The organism is Streptomyces sp. NPDC054887, from assembly GCF_053610585.1.
Window position 1 is genome coordinate 35,812 of record NZ_JBSGYQ010000027.1, and the last position, 26,765, is coordinate 62,576.

General features: G+C 73.9%; 22 protein-coding genes. 9 read left to right on the top strand and 13 right to left on the bottom strand.

The genetic code is table 11. From position 1 onward, the window contains the following. The first annotated feature begins 21 nt into the window (after positions 1 to 21). From ACWGH0_RS17335 to ACWGH0_RS17350, 4 genes are all read left to right on the top strand, one after another. Positions 22 to 1,053 carry a PHP domain-containing protein gene (locus ACWGH0_RS17335; RefSeq protein WP_453405039.1) on the top strand — a complete coding sequence of 344 codons (1,032 nt, stop codon included), beginning with the start codon at positions 22 to 24 and terminating at the stop codon, positions 1,051 to 1,053. A 64-nt stretch (positions 1,054 to 1,117) separates the two neighbouring features. After that, the gene (locus ACWGH0_RS17340; RefSeq protein WP_453404997.1) at positions 1,118 to 1,390 is read left to right on the top strand and encodes a hypothetical protein; all 273 of its coding nucleotides are present in this window, start codon (positions 1,118 to 1,120) and stop codon (positions 1,388 to 1,390) included. 208 nt (positions 1,391 to 1,598) lie between these two features. Then, the gene (locus ACWGH0_RS17345; RefSeq protein WP_453404998.1) at positions 1,599 to 3,575 is read left to right on the top strand and encodes an N-acetylmuramoyl-L-alanine amidase; all 1,977 of its coding nucleotides are present in this window, start codon (positions 1,599 to 1,601) and stop codon (positions 3,573 to 3,575) included. A gap of 169 nt (positions 3,576 to 3,744) precedes the next feature. Then, a complete protein-coding gene (locus ACWGH0_RS17350) occupies positions 3,745 to 5,970 on the top strand; it encodes a terpene synthase family protein (RefSeq protein WP_453404999.1) in 2,226 nt (741 codons plus the stop codon). Positions 5,971 to 6,042: 72 nt separating this feature from the next. Here ACWGH0_RS17350 and lepB read toward each other — a convergent pair whose 3' ends face one another. The 7 genes from lepB to ACWGH0_RS17385 form a co-directional block, all read right to left on the bottom strand. Continuing rightward, entirely contained in the window at positions 6,043 to 6,771 is a 729-nt protein-coding gene (lepB, locus tag ACWGH0_RS17355; RefSeq protein ID WP_453405000.1) for a signal peptidase I, read from the bottom strand. A 24-nt stretch (positions 6,772 to 6,795) separates the two neighbouring features. Beyond that, on the bottom strand, positions 6,796 to 7,296 hold the full coding sequence (locus tag ACWGH0_RS17360; RefSeq protein ID WP_453405001.1) for a hypothetical protein: 501 nt from the start codon (positions 7,294 to 7,296) through the stop codon (positions 6,796 to 6,798). A gap of 153 nt (positions 7,297 to 7,449) precedes the next feature. Next, positions 7,450 to 7,686, bottom strand: coding sequence for a DUF397 domain-containing protein (locus ACWGH0_RS17365; RefSeq protein WP_453405002.1), 237 nt, complete (start codon positions 7,684 to 7,686; stop codon positions 7,450 to 7,452). A 105-nt stretch (positions 7,687 to 7,791) separates the two neighbouring features. Further along, positions 7,792 to 8,973 (bottom strand): thiolase domain-containing protein, encoded by a 1,182-nt coding sequence (locus ACWGH0_RS17370; protein ID WP_453405003.1) that lies wholly within the window; start codon positions 8,971 to 8,973, stop codon positions 7,792 to 7,794. Then, a complete protein-coding gene (locus ACWGH0_RS17375) occupies positions 8,970 to 10,031 on the bottom strand; it encodes a thiolase domain-containing protein (protein WP_453405004.1) in 1,062 nt (353 codons plus the stop codon). Before ACWGH0_RS17375 ends, ACWGH0_RS17370 begins: the two co-directional genes overlap by 4 nt. 1 nt (position 10,032) lies before the next feature. Then, positions 10,033 to 10,977, bottom strand: coding sequence for a Zn-ribbon domain-containing OB-fold protein (locus ACWGH0_RS17380; protein ID WP_453405005.1), 945 nt, complete (start codon positions 10,975 to 10,977; stop codon positions 10,033 to 10,035). A 25-nt stretch (positions 10,978 to 11,002) separates the two neighbouring features. After that, entirely contained in the window at positions 11,003 to 11,806 is an 804-nt protein-coding gene (locus tag ACWGH0_RS17385) for a crotonase/enoyl-CoA hydratase family protein (RefSeq protein ID WP_453405006.1), read from the bottom strand. Positions 11,807 to 11,984: 178 nt separating this feature from the next. Between ACWGH0_RS17385 and ACWGH0_RS17390 the strand changes: the two genes are divergently transcribed. After that, the gene (locus ACWGH0_RS17390) at positions 11,985 to 13,631 is read left to right on the top strand and encodes an acyl-CoA synthetase (protein ID WP_453405007.1); all 1,647 of its coding nucleotides are present in this window, start codon (positions 11,985 to 11,987) and stop codon (positions 13,629 to 13,631) included. Positions 13,632 to 13,691: 60 nt separating this feature from the next. On the opposite strand, the gene ACWGH0_RS17395 is transcribed toward ACWGH0_RS17390, so the two are convergent. The 3 genes from ACWGH0_RS17395 to ACWGH0_RS17405 form a co-directional block, all read right to left on the bottom strand. Then, positions 13,692 to 14,237, bottom strand: a complete 546-nt coding sequence (locus ACWGH0_RS17395) for a mycothiol transferase (protein WP_453405008.1) — start codon at positions 14,235 to 14,237, stop codon at positions 13,692 to 13,694. A gap of 143 nt (positions 14,238 to 14,380) precedes the next feature. Continuing rightward, positions 14,381 to 15,127 (bottom strand): PepSY domain-containing protein, encoded by a 747-nt coding sequence (locus ACWGH0_RS17400; RefSeq protein ID WP_453405009.1) that lies wholly within the window; start codon positions 15,125 to 15,127, stop codon positions 14,381 to 14,383. Between the two features lie 153 nt (positions 15,128 to 15,280). Beyond that, a complete protein-coding gene (locus ACWGH0_RS17405) occupies positions 15,281 to 15,727 on the bottom strand; it encodes an SRPBCC family protein (protein WP_453405010.1) in 447 nt (148 codons plus the stop codon). Between the two features lie 51 nt (positions 15,728 to 15,778). On the opposite strand from ACWGH0_RS17405, the gene ACWGH0_RS17410 reads away from it, so the two are divergent. Then, positions 15,779 to 17,320 carry an ATP-dependent DNA ligase gene (locus ACWGH0_RS17410; protein WP_453405011.1) on the top strand — a complete coding sequence of 514 codons (1,542 nt, stop codon included), beginning with the start codon at positions 15,779 to 15,781 and terminating at the stop codon, positions 17,318 to 17,320. Positions 17,321 to 17,345: 25 nt separating this feature from the next. On the opposite strand, the gene ACWGH0_RS17415 is transcribed toward ACWGH0_RS17410, so the two are convergent. Continuing rightward, positions 17,346 to 21,938, bottom strand: a complete 4,593-nt coding sequence (locus ACWGH0_RS17415) for a HEAT repeat domain-containing protein (protein WP_453405012.1) — start codon at positions 21,936 to 21,938, stop codon at positions 17,346 to 17,348. A 190-nt stretch (positions 21,939 to 22,128) separates the two neighbouring features. Here ACWGH0_RS17415 and ACWGH0_RS17420 point away from each other — a divergent pair, with 190 nt between their 5' ends. Further along, positions 22,129 to 22,827 carry a class I SAM-dependent methyltransferase gene (locus ACWGH0_RS17420; RefSeq protein WP_453405013.1) on the top strand — a complete coding sequence of 233 codons (699 nt, stop codon included), beginning with the start codon at positions 22,129 to 22,131 and terminating at the stop codon, positions 22,825 to 22,827. 98 nt (positions 22,828 to 22,925) lie between these two features. Next, entirely contained in the window at positions 22,926 to 23,123 is a 198-nt protein-coding gene (locus tag ACWGH0_RS17425) for a DUF4236 domain-containing protein (protein ID WP_453405014.1), read from the top strand. 45 nt (positions 23,124 to 23,168) lie between these two features. Here the strand turns inward: ACWGH0_RS17425 and ACWGH0_RS17430 are convergent, their stop codons facing one another. Together ACWGH0_RS17430 and ACWGH0_RS17435 are read right to left on the bottom strand one after the other, a co-directional pair. Continuing rightward, a complete protein-coding gene (locus tag ACWGH0_RS17430) occupies positions 23,169 to 23,543 on the bottom strand; it encodes a DoxX family protein (protein WP_453405015.1) in 375 nt (124 codons plus the stop codon). A gap of 213 nt (positions 23,544 to 23,756) precedes the next feature. Continuing rightward, positions 23,757 to 25,280 carry an alpha/beta fold hydrolase gene (locus ACWGH0_RS17435; RefSeq protein ID WP_453405016.1) on the bottom strand — a complete coding sequence of 508 codons (1,524 nt, stop codon included), beginning with the start codon at positions 25,278 to 25,280 and terminating at the stop codon, positions 23,757 to 23,759. A gap of 133 nt (positions 25,281 to 25,413) precedes the next feature. On the opposite strand from ACWGH0_RS17435, the gene paaK reads away from it, so the two are divergent. Next, positions 25,414 to 26,703, top strand: a complete 1,290-nt coding sequence (gene paaK, locus ACWGH0_RS17440; protein ID WP_453405017.1) for a phenylacetate--CoA ligase PaaK — start codon at positions 25,414 to 25,416, stop codon at positions 26,701 to 26,703. Positions 26,704 to 26,765: the final 62 nt, after the last annotated feature.

The following is a 26,765-nucleotide window of genomic DNA, read 5'->3' on the forward strand; positions in this document are numbered from 1 at the left end:
GGTGCGGACGAGAGGGTGGCGATGGATCCCGTCGAGGCTCTGGAACGGATCGCGTTCCTGCTGGAACGGGCGCAGGCCCCCACCTACCGTGTACGGGCGTTCCGCACCGCCGCCGCGGCCGTCGCCGCGCTCCCCGAGGGTGAGACGGCGAGCCGCGCGGCGGCGGGTTCCCTGGAGACGCTCAAGGGCGTCGGGCCGAAGACCGCGCAGGTGGTCCGCGAGGCGCTGGCCGGCGGGACGCCCGCGTATCTGCAGCGGCTGGAGGAGGAGGGCGCGGGGCCCCGGACGGAGGGCGGGGAGCGGCTGCGCGCGCTGCTGCGGGGGGACTGCCATCTGCACTCGGACTGGTCGGACGGCGGCAGCCCCATCGAGGAGATGGGCCGTACGGCGGCGGCGCTGGGCCACGAGTGGGCGGTCCTCACGGACCACTCCCCGCGGCTCACGGTCGCCAACGGGCTGTCGCCCGAGCGGCTGCGCGAGCAGCTGGACGTGGTGGCCGCGCTCAACGAGAGCTGGGCGCCGTTCCGGCTCCTCACCGGCATCGAGTGCGACATCCTCCTCGACGGCTCGCTCGACCAGGAGCCCGAGCTGCTGGAGCGGGTCGACGTGGTCGTGGTGTCCGTGCACTCCAAGCTGCGGATGGACGCGGCGTCGATGACCCGCCGCATGGTCGCCGCCGTGTCCAACCCGCACGCGGACGTCCTCGGGCACTGCACCGGCCGGCTGATCACCGGGCGCGGGCGGCCCGAGTCGCAGTTCGACGCCGACGAGGTGTTCGCAGCCTGCGCCGCTTCGGGCACTGCGGTGGAGATCAACAGCCGGCCCGAGCGTCTGGATCCGCCCCGGCGGCTGCTGCGCCGCGCCGTGGACGCGGGCGTACTGTTCTCCGTGGACACCGACGCGCACGCGCCGGGCCAGCTCGACTGGCAGATCTACGGGTGCGCCCGGGCCGAGGAGTGCGGCGTGCCTCCGGAGCGGGTGGTGAACACCTGGTCCCTGGAGGACCTCCTGACGTGGACCCGTACGCGCGACGTGCCGTCGTCCGGTGCCTGAACCCGTCCCGGCACGGGCAGACGAGGGAGGACAGTGCGCGGAACCCGAGCCGCCTGGAGGGCGCATGAGCACCGAAGCCTGGATCCTGGTCGCCGTCGCCGTGGTGCTGGTGGTGGCGACACTCGCCGTGGCGGTGTTCGTGCTCGTACGGCTGGTGCGCGCCCGCAGGAGCCTGCGGGAGGCCGGGTTGCCGGAGGGGCGTCCCTGGGTGTTCTGGGCCGCAGTCGGCTATCTCGTCCTGCCGGCGGACCTGATGCCCGACCCGGTGTTCCTCGACGACATCGGCGTCCTGCTGCTGGCGCTGAAGTCGGTGCGCGCGGGGCGTGACGCGACCTGAGCCGGCGTCTTCCCGGGTCCGGCGGTGGTTCACACCACTGACGCGCCGCAGGCCCGCGCGCCACCACGGTGAAAGCCGGCCGCACCGGCGCTGACGTGGGAAGTCCCGGCTGTGGAGCCTCATTGACGGATCGTCCGGGAGCCGATACCCCTGTAGTCGGGTTCCCGCCCGCAGGTCCTTCGCGCACCACCCGTCCCTGGAGGCCGCATTGCAAGGATCCGTCACGTCTCGTTCCGCGGCCGCGCGCGGACGTGCCCGGCGGGCGGGGGGCTTCGTGGCCTGTGCCGCCCTGGTGCTGCCGCTCCTTTCGGCCGGTCCTTCCGCCACGGCCGAACAGCCCCCGTCCGGCGCGCTGCAACGCGCGTTCGAGGCGGCCGCGTCGGAGTACCGGGTGCCGGTGAGCGTGCTGCTCGGCGTTTCGTACCTCCAGTCCCGCTGGGACGGCCACGGTGGCGCTCCGAGTGTGACCGGCGGCTACGGCCCGATGCACCTCACCGACGCGCGGACCGCTCTGGAGCAGGCCCCGCACCACACGGACTCCGGCGAGGACCCGCGCGGTGACGACGCGCGCCCCGCGCGGACCGGTGGCGACGCGGCGTTGCCGAAGGCGTCGGAACTTCCGCCGCGCCTGCGGACGTTGGAGCGGGCCGCCGCTCTGACCGGCCTGCCGGACGCGGACCTGCGGCGGAGCCCGGCCGCGAACGTCCGGGGCGGGGCCGCGCTGCTCGCCGCCGCGCAGAAGCGGCTCGGGCATCCGCCGAGCGCCGACCCGGCCGACTGGTACGGGGCCGTCGCCCGGTTCTCCGGAGCCGACGACACGGCGACCGCGACGACGTACGCGAACGACGTGTACGACGTGATCCGCACGGGGCAGCGGCGTACGACCGACAGCGGTCAGCGGGTGGCCCTGCCGGGCGTTCCCGGGATCGAGCCCGACCGGGCGCAGGCGGCCGGACTCGGCCTGCGGACGGCCTGGGCCGGGCCCGCCGAGTGCCCGAGGACCGTGGCGTGCGAGTGGATCCCCGCCCCCTACGAGGAGTTCGGGGACGGCGACTACGGCAACCACGACAAGGGCGACCGGCCCCGGAGCCAGGGCATCGACTACATCGTCGTGCACGACACCGAGGCGACCTGGGACACCACACTGCAACTGGTGCAGAACCCCCGGTACGTGTCCTGGCAGTACTCGCTGCGCTCCTCGGACGGGCACATCGCCCAGCACGTGCCGCTCAGGGACGTGGCCTGGCACGCGGGCAACTGGTACGTCAACTCCAAGTCCGTGGGCCTGGAGCACGAGGGTTTCCTCGCCTCGCCGGACGCCTGGTACACGGAGGCGATGTACCGCACCTCGGCGCGGCTGGTGAAGTACCTGGCGAAGCGGTACGGGATCCCGCTGGACCGGCAGCACGTCCTGGGCCACGACAACGTCCCCGGCACGGTGACCGCGAACATCCGGGGGATGCACACCGACCCGGGCCCGTACTGGGACTGGGCGCACTACTTCGAACTCCTCGGCAGGCCCTTCACCCCGACGGCGGGCCCGAAGAGCGGTGTGGTGACCGTCCGGCCCGAGTACGGGAGCCACCGGCCGCTCTACACGGGCTGCGTGCGGGCCGGCGAACCGTGCGCCCCGCACGGGTCCGGCGCCGTCCGGCTGCACACCGCGCCCGCCGACGACGCCCCGCTGGTGAAGGACGTCGGGCTGCGCCCCGGCGGCGAGGACTCGACGAACGGAGTCAACGACACGGGCGCCCGCGCATCGACCGGGCAGCGGTTCGCCGTCGCCGGGCGCAGCGGCGACTGGACCGCGATCTGGTACCTGGGGCAGCGGGCCTGGTTCCACAACCCGCGGACCCGGCCAACGGCGGTCGCCTCGCGCGGCCTGCTGCTGACGCCGAAGGACGGCGCCGGCGAGGTGCCGGTGTACGGGCGGGCCTATCCGGAGGCGGCCGCGTACGCGGGGACGTCCGTGCCGGTGCAGGCCATCTCGCCGCTGCCGTACAAGCTGCTCGCCGGCCAGCGTTACGTGATCGGGGACCGTGCCCCGGGCGAGTACTACTTCGCTCCGGCGTTCGACACGGCCGGGCACCGGGTGATCCGGGGCGAGGAGGCGTACTACCAGATCCAGTTCGGGCACCGGGTGGCCTATGTGAAGGCCGCTGACGTGCGCGTACTCACGTCGTAGCGGGAAGGTACGGACGGAGGGGCGCCGTCGGCCACGGGCGATGACGGCGCCCTCTTGTATGACTAATCGGGCCGGGGCTTGGGCCGTCCGGGCTACGGGTAGGGCTGGGCGGAATTGACCGGTCCGCGCGACGGTGGACGCGCGGACGTCCAGGAAAGGCCCTTCGTACATGGCACAGCAGCCCTTCACACTGCCGGACTTCTACGTTCCGTATCCGGCGCGGCTCAACCCCCACGTCGACGACGCCCGTCGTCACACGCGGGAGTGGGCACGCCGGATGGAGATGCTGGAAGGCTCCGGCATCTGGGAGGAGCGCGACCTGGAAGCCCATGACTACGCACTGCTCTGCGCGTACACGCATCCCGACTGCTCGTCCGACGTGCTGGCGCTCGTCACCGACTGGTACGTGTGGGTCTTCTTCTTCGACGACCACTTCCTGGAGACCTTCAAGAGGTCGCTGGACCGGGAGGGCGGCAAGCACTACCTCGACCGGCTGCCGGCGTTCATGCCGATGGACCTGGCCGACGGGATGCCGGAGCCGGAGAATCCGGTCGAGGCAGGGCTCGCGGACCTGTGGGCGCGGACCGTGCCGAGCATGACGGAGGCGTGGCGGGAACGATTCGCCGAGTCGACCAGGAACCTGCTCAACGAGTCGCTGTGGGAACTGTCCAACATGGACGAGGGCCGAATCGCCAACCCCGTCGAGTACATCGAGATGCGCCGCAAGGTGGGCGGCGCCCCCTGGTCGGCCGGGCTCGTCGAGTTCGCGGCGAACGCCGAAGTCCCCGCCCCGGTGGCGCACTCCCGGGCGCTCGGCGTACTGCGCGACACGTTCTCCGACGCGGTGCACCTGCGCAACGACCTCTTCTCGTACCAGCGCGAGGTGGAGGACGAGCAGGAGAACAGCAACGGCGTACTGGTCCTCGAACACTTCCTCGGCTGCACGACACAGGAGGCCGCCGAAGCCGTCAACGACCTGCTGACCTCACGGCTCCAGCAGTTCGAGAACACCGTGCTGACCGAGATCGCTCCGCTCTGCGCCGACGCGGGGCTGGGCCCCGAGGAGACCGCCGCCGTGCTGGCCTATGCCAAGGGCCTTCAGGACTGGCAGTCGGGCGGCCACGAGTGGCACATGCGCTCCAGCCGGTACATGAACGGCGGCGGGAAGGCGGCCGGGCCCGCCGGAACGGGCTGGGGCATGGCGGCGGCCACCCTCCGCTTCACCCCGCGCGCCGAGACCGCGCGGCTGCGCAAGCACAGCCATGTGCCCTATCAGCACGTCGGCCCCTCGATCGTGCCCGAACTGGACTTCCCGTACCGGCTCCAGCTCAGTCCGCACCTGGCGGGGGCGCGGGAGCGCAACATCGCGTGGGCGCGGCGCATGGGGATGCTGGAGCCGCAGCCGGGGCGGCCCGCTTCGCACGTGTGGGACGAGCGGCGGGTGCGCAACATCGACCTGCCGCTGTGCTCGGCGGGCCTGCAACCGGACGCGACGCCTGAGGAACTCGACCTTTCGTCGAACTGGCTCACCTGGGGGACGTACGGCGACGACCTGTACCCGGTGATCTACGGGCGCACCCGCGACCTCGCGGGGGCCCACGCCGCCAACGAGCGGCTGCGGCTCTTCATGCCGCTGGACGGGGAGCCCGTGCCGGAGCCGGCCGACGCGATGGAACGGGGGCTCGGCGACCTGTGGCGGCGGACGGCGGGGCCGATGGACGACGCCTCCCGGCGCACGTTCCGCAAGGCGGTCGACGACATGATCGCCAGCTGGGAGTGGGAACTGGCCAACCAGGCGCTGCACCGCGTGCCCGACCCGGTGGACTACATCGAGATGCGCAGGTTCACCTTCGGCGCGGACATGACGATGCGGCTGTGCCGGCTGTCGCACGGGGACCGGGTGCCCGACGAGGTCTACCGCAGCGGCCCCGTCCGGTCGCTGGAGAACTCCGCCGTCGACTACGCCACGCTGCTCAATGACCTGTTCTCGTACCAGAAGGAGATCGAGTACGAGGGCGAGGTGCACAACGCCGTCCTCGTCGTGCAGAACTTCTTCGGCGTGGACTACCCGACGGGCGTCGACATGGTGCACGAGCTGATGAAGGGCCGGATGCGGCAGTTCCAGCACGTCATCAAGGTGGAACTGCCCGTGCTGTACGACGACTTCGCGCTCGACGCGGAGGCCCGGGGCATCCTGGACGGCTATGTGCGCGAGCTCCAGGACTGGATGGCGGGCATCCTCAACTGGCACCGGGAGTGCGTCCGTTACCACGACGAGGATTTGCGGTCGGGGACGGGCGGCGCCCCGTGGCACCTGTCCGGCCCCACGGGCATGGGCACTTCGGCCGCCCAGATCCTCACCCTGCTGGGCCGGCCGGCCGCGGCGCCCGTGTAGGCGTCACGTCCCCGGTGGTGAAGAGGCCGCTCGCCGCGGCCGGTTCACCACCGGGCGGGGGCGGCGGAGCGGTCAGCGCCGCGCTGCGAGGTCCGGCTGCCCGAAGGTGTCGGGCACCGGCAGGTTGTCCAGCCGGCCGACCGGCCAGGCGACGACGACCGCGCGCCCGACGACGTCGTCCACCGGCACCATCCCGCGACGGGGCTCGTGCTGGTGGTAGCGCGAGTCGCCGGACGCCTGGCGGTGGTCGCCCATCACCCAGAGGTGGCCGCTGGGGACCGTGACCTTGAACTGCCCGCCGTCGTCGGTGCTGCACGCGGTGTTGCCGGCGAAGACGTACGGCTCGTCCATCGCCTTGCCGTTGACCTTCAGCGGGCCCTCGCCCGCGCACTCCACCGTGTCGCCGCCCACCCCGACGACCCGCTTGATCAGGTCCTTCTCCTCGGCGGAAGGCATCAGGCCGATGAAGCCGAGCGCCTTCTGGAAGCCGTTGACGCTCGGCGTCGGTTCGTTCTTCAGCCAGTTGTCCGGGTCGTGGAAGACGACGACCTCGCCGCGCTCGGGCTCGGAGCCGAACCACGGGGTCAGCTTGTCGACGAGGACGCGGTCACCCTTCTGGAGGGTGTTCTGCATGGAGTCCGAGGGGATCGAGAACGCCTGGAGCAGGAAGGTCTTTATCACCAGCGCCAGCAGCAGGGCGATCACCACGAGGAGCGGCAGCTCCGTCCAGAAGGGGCGCTGCTTCCTCCTGTCCGGCTTCCGGTACAACGTGTCCGGTTCGCCGACCGCCGTGTCTCCCACAACCACTCCTCGCCTCACAGGGACTCAGCCCTGCTGGAACAACTCCGCGGGCAGGGGCTTCAGCAGCGCGTACAGGTCGTCGGTGATCGGCCGGTCCCAGCTGGCGATCGTGACGAGCACATTGTCGCTACGGTCGAACTGTACGCAGGAGATGCGGGTTTCGGAGAGTTTGATACGGCGGACGATCAGCAGGTTGTCGCCCTGCATGACCGGCAGGTCCTCCGTACCGGTCACCGTGACGGGCTCGTCGTTCTCCAGCGCCAGGAGGAGCTGCGCCACCTCGAAGGGCACCTGGCCCTCTTCGAGCTCCCGGGCGGGCGAGCCCTCCGGCAGGTTCCCGATGATCATCGCGGGGCCGCGGCCGCCGAACAGGTCGTAGCGCAGGAAGACGCCCTGGCAGCTGCCGTCGGGTGCGGGCAGGAGGCCCGCTCCGAGGTTGCCCGGCCAGTCGCCCGGGTCCATGGCCAGGACATCGAATTCCGGGCCCGCGGGAGTGGCGGAGGGGCGGCGGCGGAGGAAGGACATGCCGCCATGGTACGTGGCCCGGGGGGCCTTCCGGCGTCAGGGGCGGCCGGGGGCGCCGGGGCGCCGGAGGGCTCGGTCCCGGAGCGCCGTACGGGCCGATTCCGCCCGTACGGCGTCGTCCGGAGCCGGCGCTACCTGCCGCGGGCGGGGACCTCAGGTCAGGTCGAAGGCGCCGTTGCGGGCGTTCACGACGAAGGCGCGCCACTCGGCCGGGTCGAAGATCAGCGGGGTGCCGGGGGCGGCGGCGTTGCGCATCGCGACGAATCCCTCGACGAACGCGATCTGGACGTCGCCCGCCCCCTGACTGCCCGACTGCCAGTCCGCCTTGCTCAGGTCCAGTTCCGGCTTGTCCCGGCCCGCAAGCCGCTGCGCGGTGATGGTCTCGGCCACGTCCCTGCTCCTCCCGGTTCGTCGTCCGCCGGTCAGCCTAGCCATCGTGCCCGGCGACGGACAGGCCGCGTGGGGGCGCCGTGGAGCGCGGCCGCCCCCGGCCGCTCAGCCGGGGGGCGGTTCGGCGCCGACCAGCCACATGGAGAAGAACTGGGCGCCGCCGCCGTAGGCGTGCCCGAGCGCCCGGCGGGCGCCGTCGACCTGGTGCTCCCCCGCCCGGCCGCTCACCTGGAGGGCCGCCTCGGCGAATCGGATCATGCCGGAGGCGCCGATGGGGTTGGTGGACAGGACCCCGCCGGACGGGTTGACCGGCAGGTCGCCGTCGAGTTCGGTGGCCCCGGACTCGGTGAGCTTCCAGCCCTCCCCCTCGGCGGCGAAGCCCAGGTTCTCCAGCCACATGGGCTCGTACCAGGAGAACGGCACGTAGATCTCGGCGGCGTCGATCTCCCGGCGCGGGTCGGTGATGCCCGCCTGGCGGTAGACGTCGGCGGCGCAGTCCTTGCCCGCCTGCGGGGAGACGAAGTCCTTGCCGGCGAAGAGGGTCGGCTCGCTGCGCATCGCGCCGCCGTGCACCCAGGCCGGGGGGTGCGGCGCGCGGGCCGCCCCGGCGCGGCCGGTGAGGATCATGGCGCAGGCCCCGTCGGAGGACGGACAGGTCTCGGAGTAGCGGACGGGGTCCCAGAGCATCGGGGACGCCTGGACCTTCTCCAGGGTGATGTCGTGCTCGTGCAGGTGGGCGTACGGGTTCTTCAGCGCGTTGCGGCGGTCCTTGTACGCGACGAGGGAGCCCACGGTGCCGGGTGCGCCGCTGCGGCGCATGTACGCCCGGATGTGCGGTGCGAAGAACCCGCCGGCCCCGGCGAGCAGGGGCTGCTGGAAGGGGACGGGCAGGGACAGGCCCCACATGGCGTTGGACTCGGACTGCTTCTCGAAGGCGAGGGTGAGGACCGTGCCGTGGACGCGGGCGGCGATCAGGTTGGCGGCGACGAGGGCGGTGGAGCCGCCGACGGAGCCGGCGGTGTGGACGCGCAGCATGGGCTTGCCGACGGCGCCCAGGGCGTCGGCGAGGTAGAGCTCCGGCATCATGACGCCCTCGAAGAAGTCTGGGGCCTTGCCGATGACGACGGCGTCGACGTCCGCCCAGTCGAGCCCGGCGTCGTCCAGGGCGCGCCGGGCCGCTTCGCGTACGAGACCGGCGATGGAGACGTCGTGGCGGGCGGCGACGTGCTTGGTCTGGCCGATGCCGACGACCGCCACCGGTTCCTTGCCCGTGGCTGTCCCGCTCATGACTCCCCTTCCAGGACGGCGACGAGGTTCTGCTGGAGGCAGGGCCCCGAGGTGGCGTGTGCGAGCGCGCGGTCGGACGCGCCGCGGTGGATGCGGGCCGCCGCCTCGCCGATCCTGATGAGGCCGGTCGCCATGACGGGGTTGGCGGCGAGCGCCCCGCCCGACGGGTTGACGTCCACGTCGCCGCCCAGCCGCAGGGCCTTGCGCAGGACGACCTCCTGGGAGGTGAACGGGGCGTGCAGTTCGGCGGTGTCGACGGGCGCGTCGAAGGCCCCGGCCCGTTCGGCGGCCCGCCGGGCCGACGGGGAGTCGGTGAGGTCGCGTACGCCGAGGCTGTGCGCCTCGATGCGGTGGTCCATGCCGCGGATCCAGGCGGGCCGCTCGCACAGCCGGCGCGCGGTGTCCCCGGCGGCGAGGACCACCGCCGCCGCGCCGTCCGTGACGGGCGGGCAGTCGCCCTTGCGCAGCGGTCGTACGAGGTAGTCGCCGGTGGGGACGGGCCCGCTGAGCTGGGTGTGCGGGTTGGCCCCGGCCGCGGTGCGGCTGCGGGCCGCGATCGCCGCCAGGGCGGTTTCGTCGGTGTCGCCGGCGTCGATCAGCGCCTGGGCCTGGAGGGCGGCGAGGGACACGGAGTCGGGCCAGAGGGGGGCGACGTAGTACGGGTCGAGCTGGCGGGTGGTGACGTCGCGGATCTCGCCGGCCGAGGTCTTGCCGTACGCGTAGACGAGCGCGGTGTCGGCCTCGCCGGTCAGGAGCTTGACCCACGCCTCGTACAGCGCCCAGGCGCCGTCCGTCTCCACGTGGGACTCGGAGATCGGCGGCCAGGCGCCGACCCCGTCGAGGGCCATGGTGAAGGAGAAGGCGCGGCCCGCGAGGTAGTCGCTGGAGCCGGAGCAGGTGAAACCGATGTCGCCGGTCCTGAGGCCGGTGCTCGCCAGCACCTCGTGCAGCACCGGCATGAGCATCTCGACCTCGGACAGGTCGTCGGAGCGCCGCCGGTGGGCGGTCTGCGCGAAGGCGACGACGGCGATGTCGCGTGCGCCGGGGAGCCCGGGCATGTCAGATCAGCTCCTTGTAGGCGTCGTAGTCGGCGTCCGGTTCGCCGGTGGGCCGGTAGTGGTCGGGGTACCGGCCGCCGTCGGTCCACACTGGTTCGACGCGCAGCCCCATGCGCACCTGGTCATACGGGATGCCGCCGATCCGGCCGTGCAGGGCCAGGTCGGCGCCGTCGAGTGCGATGTGCCCGTAGACGTACGGGACTTCGATGTCGAGGTTGCGCGCCTTGATGTTGACGACGCAGAAGGTGGTGACGGTGCCGCGCGGTCCCACCTCGACGCGCTCGGCGGTCGCGATGCCGCAGGTGGGGCAGGCGCCCCGGGGCGGTACGTACACCTTGCGGCAGGAGGGGCAGCGTTCGCCGACGGTGCGCCGCTCGGCGAGCGCGTCGAGGTAGTCGGTGGGGGCGCGGCCGGGGGTGTAGGTGTAGTCGAGGCGGGCGGGGGTGACGATGCCGGTGACGGGGTCCGCGAAGCGGCCGTCGTGCGGCACCGCCGGGCCGCCCGGCTCGCCCGCGTACGGTTCGAAGCAGGCGATGTCCGTGATGGCGCCGGTGGGTTCGGCGGCCCAGCGGATCCGGACGCGCATGCCCGTGCGCACGGCGTCGGGGCCCGGCGCGTCCAGGGCGTGCAGGAGGGCGGTGCCGGCCCCGTCGAGCTCGACCAGGACCCAGGCGAAGGGCGTGCTCAGGGGCTGGTCGCGGCGCGGGGCGGGGTTCCAGGCCCAGGTGGTGACGGTGCCGGTGGGGGCCACCTCGACCAGGTCGCGGAGTTCTTCCGCGGTGACCGGGTCGTACTCGACGGGCGGCACGAGGACCTGGCCCCCGGAGGTCTTCACGCCGAGGACGGTGCGCGCGCGCAGGCCCGTGAGGAAGGCGCTCTGGACGGGTCCGAGGGAGCGGGTGAAGGGGAACTCGACGACGAGGGGGGCCTTGAGGACTTCCGGCATGTACGGCTCCTTCGCGGGCGTCCGCTCACGCGCGGCGGTAGTGGGGGTCGCGCTTCTCGGCGAAGGCGCGGGCGCCCTCCTTGGCGTCGGCGGTGTCGAACACGGGCCAGCCGCGTTGGAGTTCGGCGGCGAGGCCGTCGGCCTCGGTCATCTCCGCCGTCTCGTACACCGACGCCTTGACCGCCTCGACGGCGAGCGGGCCGCAGGCGTTGATCTGTCCGGCGATGGCGAGGGCCCTCTCCAGGGCGGTGCCGTCGGGGACGACATGGCCGACGAGCCCGACGCGTTCGGCTTCCCGGGCGGGGTAGGGGCGGCCGGTCAGCAGCATCTCCAGGGCGTGCGTGCGCGGGATCTGGCGCGGCAGGCGCACGGTCGAGCCGCCGATCGGGAAGAGGCCGCGCCTGACCTCGAAGAGGCCGAAGGTGGCACTCTCCCCCGCGACGCGGATGTCGGTGCCCTGGAGCATCTCCGTACCGCCGGCGACGCAGTACCCCTCGACGGCGGCGATCACCGGTTTGCGGGGGCGGTGGTGGCGGAGCATGGCCTTCCAGTGGAGGTCGGGGTCGGCCTTCAGGCGGTCGCGGTACTGGTCGCCTCCCATCCCCCGGTCGCCGGCGAGGGCCTTGAGGTCCATGCCGGCGCAGAAGTCGCCGCCCGCTCCGGTGAGCACGACGGAGCGGATGTCGTCGTCCTCGTCGGCGGCGAGCCAGCCGTCGTACAGCCCGACCAGCATCGGGAGCGAGAGCGCGTTCTTCGCCTCCGGCCTGTTCAAGGTGAGCACCAGCGTGGCGCCTTCGCGCCGTGCGGTGAGGTGTTCCGTGCCACCCATTGACTGCCTCCCGTCCGAGGAACGAGAACAGGTTGCAGTAGGGCGGCGTCCACTTCAAGGGTTTTCTGACAGCCAGTCAGTTTCTTTGGCCACAGCCTCTTCCCACTTGAGGCGGGCTTTGCTCTGATGACCGTCGTGTGACCGTCGAGCCATTACGCAGCCCGGGTCAGGAGGAACGGTGGAGTACAACCTTGCCGACCTGTTCGAGTCGGTCGCCGACGCGGTCCCCGACCGTGAGGCGCTCGTGTACGTCGACCACCCGGGCACCGGCGCGGAGCGGAGGCTCACGTACGCCGAACTCGACGCGGCGGCCAACCGCGTCGCCCACCACCTGATCGACGCCGGTGTGCGGCCCGGCGAGCACCTGGGGCTGCACCTCTACAACGGCGTCGAGTACCTCCAGACCGTGCTGGGCTGCCTCAAGGCGCGTGTCGTGCCGGTCAACGTCAACTACCGGTACGTCGAGGAGGAGCTGGTCCACCTCTACCGGGACGCGGACCTCACGGCCCTCGTCTTCGACGCCGAGTTCACCGAGCGGGTCGCGGCTGCCCTGCCCCGCGCGGAGGGGCTGCGGCATCTCGTACGGGTGGGCACGCCGCCGGCCGGTGCGCCCGAGCCGGCCGTGCCGCCGGCGCCGTTCGCCGAGGCCGAGTCGTCGGCGTCGGACCGGCGGGGGTTCGGACCGCGCTCCGGCGACGACCAGTTCATCATCTACACCGGCGGCACCACCGGCATGCCGAAGGGGGTGATGTGGCGGCAGGAGGATCTGTTCTTCGCCGGGCTCGGCGGCGGGGCGCCGACCGGCGAGCCGGTGAAGTTCCCCGGGGAACTGGCCGAGCGGGTGGCGGCCGGAGGCGACGGGATCACGTTCTTCCCCACTCCCCCGCTGATGCACGGCACCTCGACGCTCACCGCGTTCATCGGGTTCTTCTTCGGCCAGCGCGTGGTGCTGCACCGCAAGTTCGTGCCGCACGAGGTGCTCCGCACGATCGAGAGGGAGAAGGTCACCAGCGTGTCGCTGGTCGGCGACGCGATGCTGCTGCCGCTGATCGACGCGCTGGACGGGCCGCTGAAGGGCGCCGACTGCTCGTCGCTGTTCAGCGTCTCCTCGTCGGGGGCGATCCTCTCCCAGACGGTGCGCGAGCAGTTCCTGGCCCTGGTGCCGAACGTCATGCTGCTGAACAACTTCGGGTCGTCGGAGTCCGGCTTCAACGGCACGGCGACGGACGACTCGGGCCCGGGCCGGGGCTTCCGGCTGCGGGTGAACTCCCGTACCGCCGTGGTCGATCCGGTGACGCACGTTCCGGTCGCACCGGGCGTCGTGGGCCGCGTCGCGCAGCGCGGGCACGTCCCGCTCGGGTACTACAACGACCGGAAGAAGACGGCGGAGACGTTCTTCGAGGCGGACGGCGAGCGGTGGGTGCTGCTCGGCGACATGGCGACGGTGGACGAGGAGGGCATCGTCACGGTGCTCGGCCGGGGCTCGCAGTGCATCAACACCGGCGGCGAGAAGGTGTACCCGGAGGAGGTCGAGCAGGCGCTCAAGTCCCATCCGGACGTGTACGACGCGCTGGTGGCCGGGGTGCCCGACGAGAAGTGGGGCAACCGGGTGGCGGCGGTGGTGCAGTTGCGCGGGGGCGCGGACGCGCCCGGGCTCGGCGCCATCCAGGACCACTGCCGGAGCCGGCTCGCGGGCTACAAGATTCCCCGGCAGCTGGTGATCGCTCCGGAGATCCAGCGGTCGCCGAGCGGCAAGGCGGACTACCGGTGGGCCCGTTCGGTGGCGGCGGGCTCCGGTGACGGCGGGGCGCGGGCGCAGTCGTGAGCGGCGTCGGAGCCGGGGGCCGCTGATCCGGGAGCGGTCCCGGCGGCGCCCGTCGCCGGATCAGACCCCGACCGCTCCGTCGATGCGCTCGCGGATCAGGTCGGCGTGCCCGTTGGGGCGGGCGTACTCCTCGATCATGTGGACGAGGACCCGGCGCAGGCAGACCCGCCCCCGCCGGCCGTCGTGCCCCTCGACGTCGAGGTGCGGGGCCCCGGCGACGAACGCCCGCGCCGCACGCGACCTCGTCCCGCCGGGCCGCCCATGAGGCCGTGACGCCCCGGGAACGGGGCCGGCGCCGTCGAAGTCGCCCTCGGAGGCGTCGGCCGAGGAGAAACGCAGCTCGGCGTCCTGCCCGGCGAGCACGGCCCGGAACCACCGGCGTTCCACGTCGGCGAGGTGCCGGACGAGGCCGAGCGGGGAGAGCGACGACGGTGACACGGACCGCCGGGCCGGCTCCGTCCCGGGGCCCGCGCACTTCAGCTCCAGGGTGGCGCGCCGCGCGTCCGGCACGGCGGCGAGCATGCTCCGCTCGTCGCCCACCGGGGGGCCGCTGAAGCGCTGCTCGCCGTCCGCGCCGGTGAACTGTGCGACGCGCCGGCCGGGCATGTCATGTCCACATGATGCCCGCCGGGCACGGCGCCGTACGGGCCGCTGTCGTGCGTGGGTTCGGCCGGGTGGCCGCAGTGGGTCGTCCATGCCACCGCCGCACCCGATCCGCCGCAGTCGGCGCGCCCGGACGCCGTGCCGCGTCAGTCGCGGTCGACGTCCTCGCTCAGGACCTCGCCGGTCGTGGCGTCGATGCCGAACGTGCTCTTGCTCCAGTCGTCGGTGGACACGACCTCGACGGACCAGACGACGTCACCGCTGTCGGTGTCGTCCAGTTCCATGGAGGTGATCGTGCCCTTCTTCCGGCCGGTGGCGGCCTTGGCCACCTGCTCCGGGGACTGCTTGACCTTGGTGAGCCAGTCGGCGCGCTCCGCCTTCTCGTCGGCGTCCTGTCCCGCGTCCGTACGGGAGCGCAGGACGTCGCCGGACACGGCGTCGATACGGACCGTGTGCCCGGTGCCGTCCTTCTCGGAGACCTCCGCGACCCAGACCGGCTTGCCGACGGCCGGGCTCGGGCTCGGACTGCCGGTCGGGCTCGGGCTCGCGCCGGTTCCCCGGGGCGAGCGCTTCAGCTCGACCGAGAGCAGCGCACTGCCCGACACCTCGCCCACCGCCGTCGCCGCCGCCTTGTCGGCGGTGACCTTGGCAGCCGGCAGGAGGGCCTTGCGCGCTGCCTGGTCCTCGGTGAGCCGGGCGGAACCCGAAGGGCTGGGCGACGTGGTCTGCCGGGCTTCCTGGCGGTCGGGCGCGCCGTGGGACGTCGCGGCGTCACCACCGCTTCCGCACCCGCCGACGAGCACGCCGACGACTGCGGCGCAGAGGACGGCCGTGCGGACGCGCCGGGCACGGTGGCTGACACCGGGGTTGCTGCGAAGGGGCTGAAGGTTCATGACCGCACGGTTAACCTGCCCGCCGCCCCGGCATGTCGGCCGCTGCCAAGAGTCACCCGATCGCACCGGCCGTTCACCGCCGCCCGAGCGCCCCGCGGGGAGCGCGGCGGCGGAAACGACGCAGTGAGGCGGAACGGGGGCGGGCCCGTACGGTCACCGGGCCGGCGGCGGGCCGAGCAGTCCTTTCAGCGCCCGCCCGAAGACCAGACGCCCCGCACGCACGACCACCCCGTCGAACGCCCCGGGCAGCCCCCGCAGCCGCAGGTCCTCCGTCCAGACGGCCACGGCCCCGCCGGGAGCCGGGCGTACGTCGATCTCCGCCCACCCCAGCACGACCGCGCCGCGCTTCTCCAGCCGGCAGTGACCGGCGCCGCCGCCTTCCGGCGGGTCCCAGGCCACCACCTCCATCGGGTCGTCGAAGCCGCGGCGCCCGAGGCCGGTGCGCGCCACGACGAGCGTGCCGACGCCCGTCGGCGCCGGGGGGCGGACGGTGACGCGGGTGAGCGGGACCTGGGCGGCGTGGTGTTCCCACGCGGTCAGGCGCCGCCATGCCTCGTCGGGGGAGAGCGGGGTCCGGCGTTCGATACGGAAGAGGGCCACAACCGGAACCTTAGGACTGCGGGGCGGCGGGCGCCGTTGCAGGATGGGGGCATGCTGCTGGCCACACTCGCCCGGGCGTCCCGGGAGATCGCCTCGACGTCCGCGCGCTCCCGCAAGACCGCGCTGCTGGCGGAGCTCTTCCGCAGCGCCGGCCCCGACGACGTACCGATCGTGATCCCGTATCTCGCCGGCCGGCTTCCGCAGGGTCGCATCGGGACCGGTTGGAGCGTGCTGCGGGAACCCGTCCCTCCCGCCGAAGGGCCCACGCTGACGGTGCGTGACGTGGACGCGACGCTGACGGCGTTCGCCGGGGTGTCCGGGGCCGGTGCGCAGGCGGAGCGCGCCCGGCTGGTGCGGGAGCTGCTGGGGGCGGCGACGGAGGAGGAGCAGCGGTTCCTGTTCGGCCTGCTCACCGGCGAGGTGCGGCAGGGCGCGCTGGACGCCCTCGCGGCGGAGGGCCTGGCCGCCGCGGCGGCGGTGCCGGCGGCCGAGGTGCGGCGGGCGGTGATGCTGAGCGGCTCGCTGGTCGAGGTCGGACGGGCGCTGCTGGCCGAGGGGCCCGGGGCGCTGGCGCGGTTCAGGCTGGAGGTCGGCCGGGCCGTCCCGCCGATGCTGGCGCAGCCGGGGCAGAACGTCGGCGCGGCGGTCGGCAAGCTGGGGGCGTGCGCGGTCGAGGAGAAGCTGGACGGCATCCGCGTACAGGTGCACCGCGAGGGCGAGCGGGTACGGGTCTTCACGCGCACCCTGGACGACATCACGCACCGGGTGCCCGAACTGACCGAGGTGGCGGCCGAGTTGGCCGGGGACAGCTACGTCGTCGACGGCGAGGTCGTCGCGTTCGGGCCGGACGGCAGGCCGCTGCCGTTCCAGGACATCGCGGGCCGCGTCGGTTCCCGCCTCGACGTGGCGGCGGCGCGCGAGGCACTGCCGCTGTCCCCCGTCTTCTTCGACGTACTGGCGCTCGACGGCGAGGTCCTGGTCGACCTGCCGTACCGGGAGAGGTACGAGCGGCTGGGACGGCTGGTGCCCGAGCCGATGCGCGTCCGCCGGACGGTGGTGGACGGCCCGGACGGGACGCCCGCGGCGGAGGAGTTCCTCGCGCGGACGCTGGAGCGCGGTCACGAAGGGGTGGTGCTCAAGGCGCTGGACGCGGCGTACCAGGCGGGGCGGCGCGGCGCGTCCTGGCTGAAGGTGAAGCCCGTGCACACGCTCGACCTGGTGGTACTGGCCGCCGAGTGGGGCCACGGCCGGCGGACCGGCAAGCTGTCCAACCTCCACCTCGGGGCCAGGCGGCCCGACGGCACGTTCGCCATGCTGGGCAAGACGTTCAAGGGCCTCACCGACGTGATGCTCGACTGGCAGACGCAGCGGCTGGGGGAACTGGCGACCGGTGACAACGGCCATGTGGTGACCGTACGTCCGGAGCTGGTCGTCGAGATCGCGTACGACGGGCTCCAGCGGTCCACCCGCTACCCGGAGGGCGTCACCCTGCGGTTCGCGCGCGTGGTGCGCTACCGGGAGGACAAGCCGGCGACCGAGGCCGACACCGTCGCCACCGTCCTCGCGACGGGGCCGGTGCGGGCGGAGGAGTGAGCGGCGGCCGCCGCGGACCGCTCCGCTAGCCGGGGTTTCCGTCGGACGAGGTGCGGATCAGGTCGAGGACATCCGCGTAGAGGTGGCGTTTGTCGGGGCGGGCGTGGCCGGTTGCGTGTCTGAGGGCGGCGGTCGCGGGTCCGGGCATCAGGAGCAGCCCCTCCCGCGCGGCCCCGCGGACGACCGGGTGCGGGTGGTCGAGCAGCGCGGTCACGGCGGGGACAGCGGGTTCGAAGCCCGCGTGGCAGAGCGTGCGGACCGCCAGGCGCACCACGTCGGGCTGGGGATCGTCCAGCAGGACCGCCGTGTGGTGGAGGTACGCCGGCCGGTCGAGCATCGCCCGCGCGGTCCGGTGGGCGTGCAGGCGGACCGCCGGCCTGGGGTGCTTCAGCAACGCGGCGAGCAGGGACCGCAGTCCGGGGTCGTCGTCCGGGTGCGGGCCGGTGTGCTCCTCGGCCAGGCGGGTGAGGGCGCGGCGGATCTGTTCCGGGGTGCCCGTACCGGCCGTCCTCAGCAGCTCGGAGCGGGACGGCCGTTCGGGAGCTTCGCGCGGTGTCCGCGCGCGTGCGCGCAACTCGGCCACGGCGGCGGCGTCGCGCTGTAGCGCGTCCGCGCCCCGCAGGGGGCCGTCGACCAGGCGCAGCCCGTCGGCCAGGTCGTCGTGGCCTTCGGCACGCAGTCGCTGCCGGATCCGTGTCAGGGCCGGAGTGCGCAGCAGTGGACGCCCCTGGAGGAGGTCCATGAGCCCGCGGGCGCCGGTGTCGAGTCGGTCGGCCAGGGGCGCGGCGAGCGTGTCCGCCGGTATGCGCAGCAGGGCCGACCGCGCGTCCGCGCGCAGGGCGGGCGGGCCGTGCTCCCACCATTCGAGGAGCAGGGGGAGGAGCCGGTGGCCGCTCTCCGGGTCGTCGGCGCGCCGGAGGGTGACGAGGACGCGGTCCGGCAGGATGCCGTCGGAACGCAGCTCCGTCTCACTCATGGCGTCCAGCGCCCCGGCCGGCACGGCGGTGTCCGGCAGAACGGCGCGGCCCCGGAGGTGGGCGAGCAGCACGCGGCGGGCCACCTCGGGCTCGGGCCACCGCGAGAGCGTCAGGGCGGCGGCGTCGCGGCGGTCGGCGGCACCGTTCTCCAGCGTGTCCAGCAGGCGTGCGCGCTGTGCGGCCGAACGCGGCTGGTCGAGGTCGTCGACGCGTATCCGGCGCGGCGCCGGGGCCGGGGCGCCGGCCGTCTCCGCGACGGTCCAGGGCGGTGCGTCCAGGGGCTGAAGGGACGTCATCCAGTCGAGGAGCGCGGAACGGACCTCGGGGGCGGCGGACGCGTAGGCGTCGATCAGCGCGCCCAGCCGCTCCCGCGAACCCGGGGCGTCGTCCCCCGCGCGGCGGCGGAACGCCTCCAGGGCGCCGGTCGTACGCACGGCGCCCCGCAGCGCGGCCCGCCAGGCCGCCCCCGCCCCGGTCCCCGCCCCGACGTCCCCGCCGTCCCCGCACGGCCCCGGTGCGGTGAAGGCGTCACGCAGTACGGCCGTCCCGGCCCGCCACGGGTCGGCGCCGAGCCGGACGGCGGCCAGTGCACGGTCGAGATCGGCGCGGACCAGCACCGCACCGCAGTGCCGCAGCAGCGGCAGGGTGGACCGGCCTCCCGCGGCCGAAGCGGGCAGTGCCCGTACCGCGTCCGCCACCGCGAGCCCCACCGCGGCGGGCAGGTCGGGGGCGATCGCTTCGAGCAGCGCGACGAGGCGGTTCCCGATGCCGTTCCCCGGGCCCTGCCGATCCCCGTCGCCGGTTACGCCGGGGGCGTCGGCGAGTCCGTCGAGCAGTACCCGGACGTGCCGGGCGAACGCCGCGCGTTCCCCTGCGGTCAACGGCGCCGGGCACAGGTCGAGTACGAGCCGCAGTACGCGAGTGCGCTGTGCGGGGGTGTGCGCGGAGCCGGCCAGACGGAGCCAGTCGGTGAGCAGGGGCCGCAGTTCGCGCAGCCGGTCGGCGGACGGCGGCTCCTGCCGCTCGGTGACGCGCAGGGCGGTCGTGGCGTCCCAGCCCTCCGTCAGCAGCGACCTGACGTCGCCGTCGCTCTCCGCCGTGGCCGCGTCCGCCGCCCGTACGGTGTGCGCGCCGAGGCCGTACCGGGCCAGCGGTTCCGCGAGGTCCGCGAGCGTTCCGGAGGCGAGAGTCACCCGTCCGGACGCGAGCAGGGCGAGCAACGCGGGGGCCGCCGGGGATGCCTGGTCGTCCAGGGCCAGTACCGAGCGGGCCGGCAGCAGTCCGTCGAGCGCCGCGAGGAGCAGTTCACGGGTGCGGCGGTCGGCGGCGCGTTCGGCGGCGGCGAGGACGGTCGCCGGGCAGGCGTCGCCGAGGACGGCGCGCAGCGCCCGGACGAGCGCGGTGCGCAGTCCCGGGTTGTCGTGGCGTCCGAGCAGGTCGAGCAGCGCCGGCACGGCGGCGGGGGTGCCGGCCGTGGCGAGGGCGTCGGCGGCGGTCTTCTTGACGTTCATGTTCGGGTGGCCGAGGCAGGCCGCTACGGCGGCGCAGGCCCAGGCGGCCCGGGCGTTCCCCAGGGCGAGGAGGGACTGCCGTACGGTCTGGACGTCCTGGGCCCTGGTCAGGGTGATCAGGCTCGCCGAAAGGGCCTGCGCGCCGTCGCCCGACGCCTCCTGGGCGAGGAGCGCGATGACGCGCTTGCGCACGTGCCGGTCGCGGGAGCGCAGCAACCGGTGGACGCGGGGGCGGGTGCGCGCGCTGGGGGCCCTGAGCAGCAGGTCGAGCAGCACCGACTGCTCGCCGCCGGTCAGCCCCGGCCGGTCGAGGAGATCGAGGGCGAGGGCGGCGACGAGCGCGTGTCCGGCCTCGTGCGTGTGCGGCGTGTCGAGCAGGCAGGACGGGCGGATCTTTCCGCGTGCGTGCAGACGGCGGCCCAGCGCGGACAGCGCGTCCACCGCTTCCTGGGGTACGGCAGGCTCACCGGCGGACTCGTCGGCGCCCCGTGAGCCGCCGGGACGCACGGGCGCCCGGTCCGGCAGCCGGGACGCGGCCAGGTCGCGTACGACCGCGAGCAGCAGATCGGCCAGGAGCGGCAGGGTGCCGGGGCCGCCGTGGGCCGCCAGCCCGCACAGCGCCTCCACGGGCTCCGCGGGATCCAGGTGGGAGCCGAGGAGCGCGAGTTCGCGCGCGTCGGGCGCGCCCAGGTCGGTGGCGACGCGGGGCGGCAGCCCGGCTGGGTCGAGACGGGCGAGGAGGCGCTGCCGTGGTCCGGGCTCGTGGGTCAGGTGCCAGAGCAGTTCGAGAGCCCGGCCGCGTACGGCCCGCAGGTGGGGCGCGACGACGTTCGGGGCGTCGTCCGGTGCCGCGTCCCGCGCCAGGCCGAGCCCTTCGGCGAGAGCTGCCGCCGTACGGTCGCCGCCCATGGCCTCCAGGGCGTCCAGGGCGGCCGTGGGGGCTGTCGGCAGCAGGGCGAGTACGGCCTCCTCGGCCTCCGTGTGGCGGAGTTGACGGATGGCGTCCAGGAAGGGGCCGGGCGCGGGAGACAGCGGGAGGAGCCGCGTGATCGCCTCTCCGATCGGCAGGTCGCCCGGCCCCTGGCCGGCCAGGGCCACCAGCAGGGCGAGCCGCCGGGGCCAGGCCGGGTCGTCGGCGGGGGCCCGCGTCAGCAGCCGGAACACGGCCTGGCGGCAGGTGAAAAGGACCGTCGCGATCTCGCCGGGCGCGATCGTGTGGTCGGCCAATGCCAGGGCGACGACGGACGGGACGGCCCGCTCGTCCGGGAAGTGCCCGCGTCGGTGGAGGCCGCGCAGGCAGGTCACGGCCGGTCCGCCGAGCAGCAGGGGGTCCTGCGCGGCGAGGGCCGTCAGTCCGGCGATGTCGCCGCGCTCCGCCACGTCGCCGAGGAGTTCCAGCGCGCGGCGGCGTGGCAGCGGCGGCAGTCGCGGGTCCTCGACGGCCCGGAGCAGCGCGTCCCGGTTCCCGTGGCGGGCCGCCGCCGCGAGCGCCGCGTCGGCCACCTCGGGGTGCGCGGCCACCGCGTCCGCGGCGAGCAAGGGGAACAGGCGCCCCGGCGGCAGAGGGTGCAGCGCCGACCACGGCCGGGCCAGTTCGGCGAGCGCGCCGGCCACGACGCCGGCGCCGGCCGCGCCGAGCAGGCCGACGAGGTGTTCACGGACGAGCGCGGGGGCCAGCAGCCCGGCGTGCAGTCCCTGACGGGCCAGCCGCAGCGCCTCGGCCTGGAGCACGGCGTCGCCGCTGCCCGCGAGCTCCGCCACGAGGAGCGCGGGCCGGTGGGCGCGCGTGATGTCCGTGCCGCGTACGGCCTGGTAGAGGAGTTCGCCCGGCGGTTCCCGGTCGAGGAGCGCCGGTTCGTTGAGCAGTTCGGCGCGCAGAAGGGCGATCCGCACGGTCACCGGCAGCTCGTCCCCGCGCCACGACGGCGGGCGCCAGTCGCCCAGCCGTGGCCCGAGGCGCTCGTACAGCCGGGCCAGGACCAGTGCCGCTTCCGGCGACCGTGCCGTGAACCGGGGCAGCGTCCGGGCGAGTTCGGCCACGTCCCGCTCGTCGGCCGGCCGGTCCGAAGTCACTCGCTCCGCCAGCAGCACCAGACGCGGGAGAAGAGGTTCGTCCGTCGGCGTCGTCACCCACGGATCCTAGTGGCCCTTCCGGCGCCGTCGACCAGATTTTCGACGTGCCTGCTCTGCGGTCACCTCGCTCGGGACGACTCCTCGCCCGGGTATGGCACCCCGAGCCGGTCCTCGTTCCCGGCCTGCGAATTCCGACCGCACTGAAGCCGGATGTCGGTGCGCGGCACCGCGAAGTACTGTCGCCCGCATGGCCGAACACGACGCCCTCACTGCCACCCGCGACGCCTACGACGCCGTCGCGCCCACGTACGCGCGGCTGTTCCGCGACTCGCTGCGCGACAGTCCCCTGGACCGCGCGATGCTGGGCGCCTTCGCCGAGGCCGTCGGGGCGGGCGGGGGCGGCCGGGTCGCGGACCTGGGGTGCGGGCCGGGGCATGTCACCGCTCATCTGCACGAGCTGGGGCTGGCGGCGTTCGGCGTCGACGCCTCTCCCGCGATGATCGAGCTGGCGCGGCAGCAGTGTCCGGGCCTGCGGTTCGACGTGGGCTCGATGGCCGCGTTGGACATCGCGGACGGCGTGCTGGGCGGCGTACTCTCGCGCTGGTCCGTCATCCACGTTCCGCCGCCCGAACTCCCCGTCGTACTCGCGGAGTTCCACCGTGTGCTCGCTCCCGGCGGTCACCTGCTGGTCGGCTTCTGGGCGAGCGACGGCCCGTCCCACCCGACACAGGTCTTCGACCACACGGTCGCGCCGGCCTACCGGTGGTCGCCCGATCACCTCGCCACGCTGCTGCGCGAGGCCGGGCTGGCCGAGGTGGCCCGGATGGTGCGCGCGCCACAGCCCACCGACCGGCGGCAGTTCCAGGAGGTCCACCTGCTGGCCCGCAAAGAACCGAAGGACTGTGGGGTCGGCGCGGGCGGTCACGGGCTCGCGACGGCGGGCTGACGCGCGGGCCGGGCAGGTGACGCGGCCCAGGGCGCATGGTGCGGGCCGGACGGGCAATGCGTACAGCATCGGATCCCACCCCGAGAAGGGCGTCGACCATGGCGATCACATTCCGCAAGAGCTTCCGGATCCTCCCGGGGGTGCGGCTGAACATCAACCGCCGCTCCTGGTCCGTCACCACCGGCGGCCGCAACGGCCCCCGCCGCACCACCAGCAGCACCGGCCGCCGTACCACCTCGATGGACCTGCCCGGCCCCTTCGGCTGGCGCAAAACCACGCGTACGCGCCGCCGTTGACGACACCTGCCGTCGACCGTGCGGGTGACGAAACGCGCCGGCCGGTCAACGGGCGGCGTCGCGCCCGACCCTGGCCGCCCACAGGACGAGCGGAATCTGGAGCGGGAGCCGCGCGTAGGCGAGGGACCTGAGCGGGACGGGCCGGTGACGCCAGTCGTACGCCATCTTCACGTTGGCCGGGAACACGCCCGCGAAGAAGCAGGCGGCGGCGACAGCGCTCACGCGCCGCGTGCGGGGCACGGCGACGCCGGCCGCCAGCAGGAGTTCGGCGACGCCGCTTGCCTGCGTCCAGGTGCGCGGGCTGCCCGGCAGCGCCCCGGGGACCATCGCGTCGAAGGGCTTGGGCGCCACCATGTGCGCGGCGCCCGCCGCGGCGAGCAGCCCCACGAGCAGACGCGCGGAACGGTCGGTGGCGGTCACGGGGGCCTCCTGGGCGGTTCGAGCGATTCGAGCGGTTCCGGACGGTCTGAGCGAGCGGCCACGGCCCCACGGCGTCGGGCGGTTCCGGCGCCGTGAAGGGCGAACCGGAGCTCGGGGCACCGCCGTGGCCGGCGGTCCGGTCCGGTTCCGTCCGGCAGCAGCAGCAGCAGCATGATTATTACCAGCCGGTACGCCGCATTGCTAGACAGTACGTCAGTAACAACCCGCGGCCCTGAGCTCCGCCAGGAACTCCTCGGGCGCGTCCCGATGGACCAGATGGCCCGCGTCCACGGTCACCAGGCGGCAGCCGGGAATCAGCTCCGCCATCCGCGCGAGCCTGTCCTGCGGCAGATGGCTGGAGGGGCCACCCGCCACCACGAGCGTCGGAGCCGTGACCTCCGGCAGCCGGGCGGCCCAGGCCGGATCCGGATCGTTGTACTGCGCGTCGGTCGCCGGCACGACGTCCCAGTCGAAGTCGAGCCGCTCGTCCGTACGGGAGGGAACCGGACGCCGCGGCTGCGCCGGAAACGGCGTGGGCGGGTCCTCCAGCACGAGCCGTCCGACCCGCTCCGGATACGCCTGGGCGACCAGCAACGCCGCCATGCCGCCCATGGAGTGCCCGACGAGGTCGGCCCGGTCGATCCCGAGGGCGTCGAGGAACCCCCGTACGTCGTCGCGCATCGCGGCGTACGTGTAGTCGCCCGGCCAGTCGCTCATTCCGTGCCCGCGCAGATCCGGTGCGTACACCCGGCGGGTGGCGGCCAGCCGCTCGGCGACGTGCGTCCAGTCGGCGCTCCGCCCCGACCTGCCGTGCAGCAGCACGACCGGAGGCGCGGCGGGGTCGCCCCAGGCGCGGTACGCGATCCTGACGCCGTTCGCCCGTACGCTCCGCAGCCCGGCGTCGAAGAACGCGCCGACCGTGCGGACGAACCAGCCGGGGTCGTCGAGCCACGGGAAGTGACCGCCGCCGGGCTGTACGGCGGACTCCGCGGCGGGGAAGAGCGCCGCGATCTCGGCGGCGCGCCCGGGGGTGGGCACGCCGTCGCGCTCCCCGGCGAGCACCAGGACGGGCGCGTCGAAGGCGGCGAGCGCGGCGCGGGTCGCCGGCGGGTCGAAGGAGCTCTGCGTGGCGAACACCTGCGCCGCCGCCCGGTTCAGCTGCCGCGGGCTCTCCGCGGCGTGGGCCTGGGCGGCGGCGTCCCAGCGGCCGTAGAAGAACGGGTAGGCGGAGCCGTCCGTTTCGACGCCGCGCAATTGCGCGTCCAGTGCGGGGTACGCCTCCTCGAACCACGGCTCGCCCTCGCGCAGCCGCGCCGCGGAGAGCCGGTCCTCGGCCGTCACCGCCACCCCCGCCGCCCACGCGGTCGGGGTGACGAGGGCCAGGCGGCGGACGCGGTCGGGGTGGGCGGCGGCGTACAGCATGCCGAGGCTGCCGGCCGCCGAATGGGCCAGCACGTCCACGCGCTCCAGACCGAGGTGCTCGCGCAGCGCCTCGACGTCGTCGACGAGGCGCTCGCAGCGGTACGTGGCCGGGTCGTCCGGGACGGCGCTGTCACCCGTGCCGCGCAGGTCGAGCAGGACGAGCTGCCGGTGCGCGGAGAGTCCTCCCAGGTCGCCGAGGTAGGCGGAGGCGCGCATGGCGCCGCCGGGCAGGCACAGCACCGGCTCCCCCGCGCCCACGAGGTGGTGGGCGAGCGTGGTTCCGTCGTACGCGGTGAACGTCCTCGTGGCCCTCATGCGCGAGATCCTCGCAAGGAGCGGGCCGACAGGCCAATTCCTTTCCCTTGACGCCCGGCCGGCGCCCTGGATTACTGACCCCCGGAAGAACAACCGAATGACCGGTCGGCCGGTCGGTGCGGGAGAGTCACAGATGACGGTTCTGCTGGACGCGGCGGAGAAGCTCGGACGCGAGGAGCTCGGCGCGCTGCAACTGGAGCGGCTGCGGGCGACTCTGCGGCACGCGTACGAGAACGTCCCGTTCTACCGGCGGTCCTTCGACGAGGCCGGTCTGAGTCCGGAGGACTGCCGGTCGCTCGCCGACCTCGCCCGCTTCCCCTTCACCGCCAAGAGCGACCTGCGCGACAACTACCCCTTCGGCATGTTCGCCGTGCCCCGTTCCGCCGTCCGCCGCGTCCACGCCTCCAGCGGCACGACGGGCCGCCCCACGGTGGTCGGCTACACGGAGCGCGATCTGGACATGTGGGCCGACGTGGTGGCCCGTTCGATCCGCGCGGCGGGCGGCAGGCCCGGGGACACGGTGCATGTGGCGTACGGGTACGGCCTGTTCACCGGTGGGCTGGGCGCGCACTACGGGGCGGAGCGCCTCGGCTGCACCGTCGTTCCCGCGTCGGGCGGCATGACCGCGCGCCAGGTGCGGCTCATCCAGGACTTCCGCCCGGAGGTCGTCATGGTGACGCCGTCCTACATGCTGACGCTGCTCGACGAGTTCGAACGCCAGGGCGTGGATCCCCGTACGACCTCCCTCAAGGTGGGCATCTTCGGCGCCGAGCCGTGGACCGAGGAGATGCGGCGCGAGATCGAGGAACGGTTCGCGATCGACGCCGTCGACATATACGGGCTCTCCGAGGTCGTCGGTCCCGGCGTCGCGCAGGAGTGCGTCGAGACGAAGGACGGGCTGCACATCTGGGAGGACCACTTCTATCCGGAAGTGGTCGATCCCGTGACCGGTGAGGTGCTGCCGGACGGTGAGCACGGGGAGCTGGTGTTCACCTCGCTCACCAAGGAGGCCATGCCGGTGGTGCGCTACCGCACCCGGGACCTCACCCGGCTGCTCCCGGGAACGGCACGTCCGGGCTTCCGGCGGATGGAGAAGGTCACCGGCCGCAGCGACGACATGGTCGTGGTGCGCGGTGTGAACCTCTTCCCCACCCAGATCGAGGAGATCGTGCTGCGGACGGCCGGCGTCGCCCCGCACTTCCAGCTGCGGCTGACCCGCGAGGGCCGCATGGACGGGCTGACCGTACGGGCTGAGGCACGGCCCGGGGCCACCGGAGACCAGCGGACCGCCGCCGCGGCGTCGATCGCGACCGCCGTCAAGGAGGGCGTGGGGATCTCGGCGGGGGTCGAGATCGTCGACCCGGGAACGCTGGAACGGTCGGTGGGCAAGCTCCGGCGGATCGAGGACCTGCGCAAGAGCTGAACGCTCCGCGGAGCGCCCGAGCGGCAGGGTCGCGACTGGATACCGAACGGGATGTTGACATG

Bases quoted from the DNA above. Each gene is read 5' to 3' on its own strand.
- ACWGH0_RS17370 (WP_453405003.1), bottom strand. From the start codon at position 8,973: ATGAGCGGGACAGCCACGGGCAAGGAACCGGTGGCGGTCGTCGGCATC.
- ACWGH0_RS17360 (WP_453405001.1), bottom strand. From the start codon at position 7,296: ATGTCCTTCCTCCGCCGCCGCCCCTCCGCCACTCCCGCGGGCCCGGAA.
- ACWGH0_RS17350 (WP_453404999.1), top strand. From the start codon at position 3,745: ATGGCACAGCAGCCCTTCACACTGCCGGACTTCTACGTTCCGTATCCG.
- ACWGH0_RS17375 (WP_453405004.1), bottom strand. From the start codon at position 10,031: ATGCCCGGGCTCCCCGGCGCACGCGACATCGCCGTCGTCGCCTTCGCG.
- ACWGH0_RS17380 (WP_453405005.1), bottom strand. From the start codon at position 10,977: ATGCCGGAAGTCCTCAAGGCCCCCCTCGTCGTCGAGTTCCCCTTCACC.
- ACWGH0_RS17335 (WP_453405039.1), top strand. From the start codon at position 22: ATGGATCCCGTCGAGGCTCTGGAACGGATCGCGTTCCTGCTGGAACGG.
- ACWGH0_RS17410 (WP_453405011.1), top strand. From the start codon at position 15,779: ATGCTGCTGGCCACACTCGCCCGGGCGTCCCGGGAGATCGCCTCGACG.
- ACWGH0_RS17420 (WP_453405013.1), top strand. From the start codon at position 22,129: ATGGCCGAACACGACGCCCTCACTGCCACCCGCGACGCCTACGACGCC.
- ACWGH0_RS17385 (WP_453405006.1), bottom strand. From the start codon at position 11,806: ATGGGTGGCACGGAACACCTCACCGCACGGCGCGAAGGCGCCACGCTG.
- paaK (WP_453405017.1), top strand. From the start codon at position 25,414: ATGACGGTTCTGCTGGACGCGGCGGAGAAGCTCGGACGCGAGGAGCTC.
- ACWGH0_RS17340 (WP_453404997.1), top strand. From the start codon at position 1,118: ATGAGCACCGAAGCCTGGATCCTGGTCGCCGTCGCCGTGGTGCTGGTG.
- ACWGH0_RS17400 (WP_453405009.1), bottom strand. From the start codon at position 15,127: ATGAACCTTCAGCCCCTTCGCAGCAACCCCGGTGTCAGCCACCGTGCC.
- ACWGH0_RS17395 (WP_453405008.1), bottom strand. From the start codon at position 14,237: ATGCCCGGCCGGCGCGTCGCACAGTTCACCGGCGCGGACGGCGAGCAG.
- ACWGH0_RS17425 (WP_453405014.1), top strand. From the start codon at position 22,926: ATGGCGATCACATTCCGCAAGAGCTTCCGGATCCTCCCGGGGGTGCGG.
- ACWGH0_RS17435 (WP_453405016.1), bottom strand. From the start codon at position 25,280: ATGAGGGCCACGAGGACGTTCACCGCGTACGACGGAACCACGCTCGCC.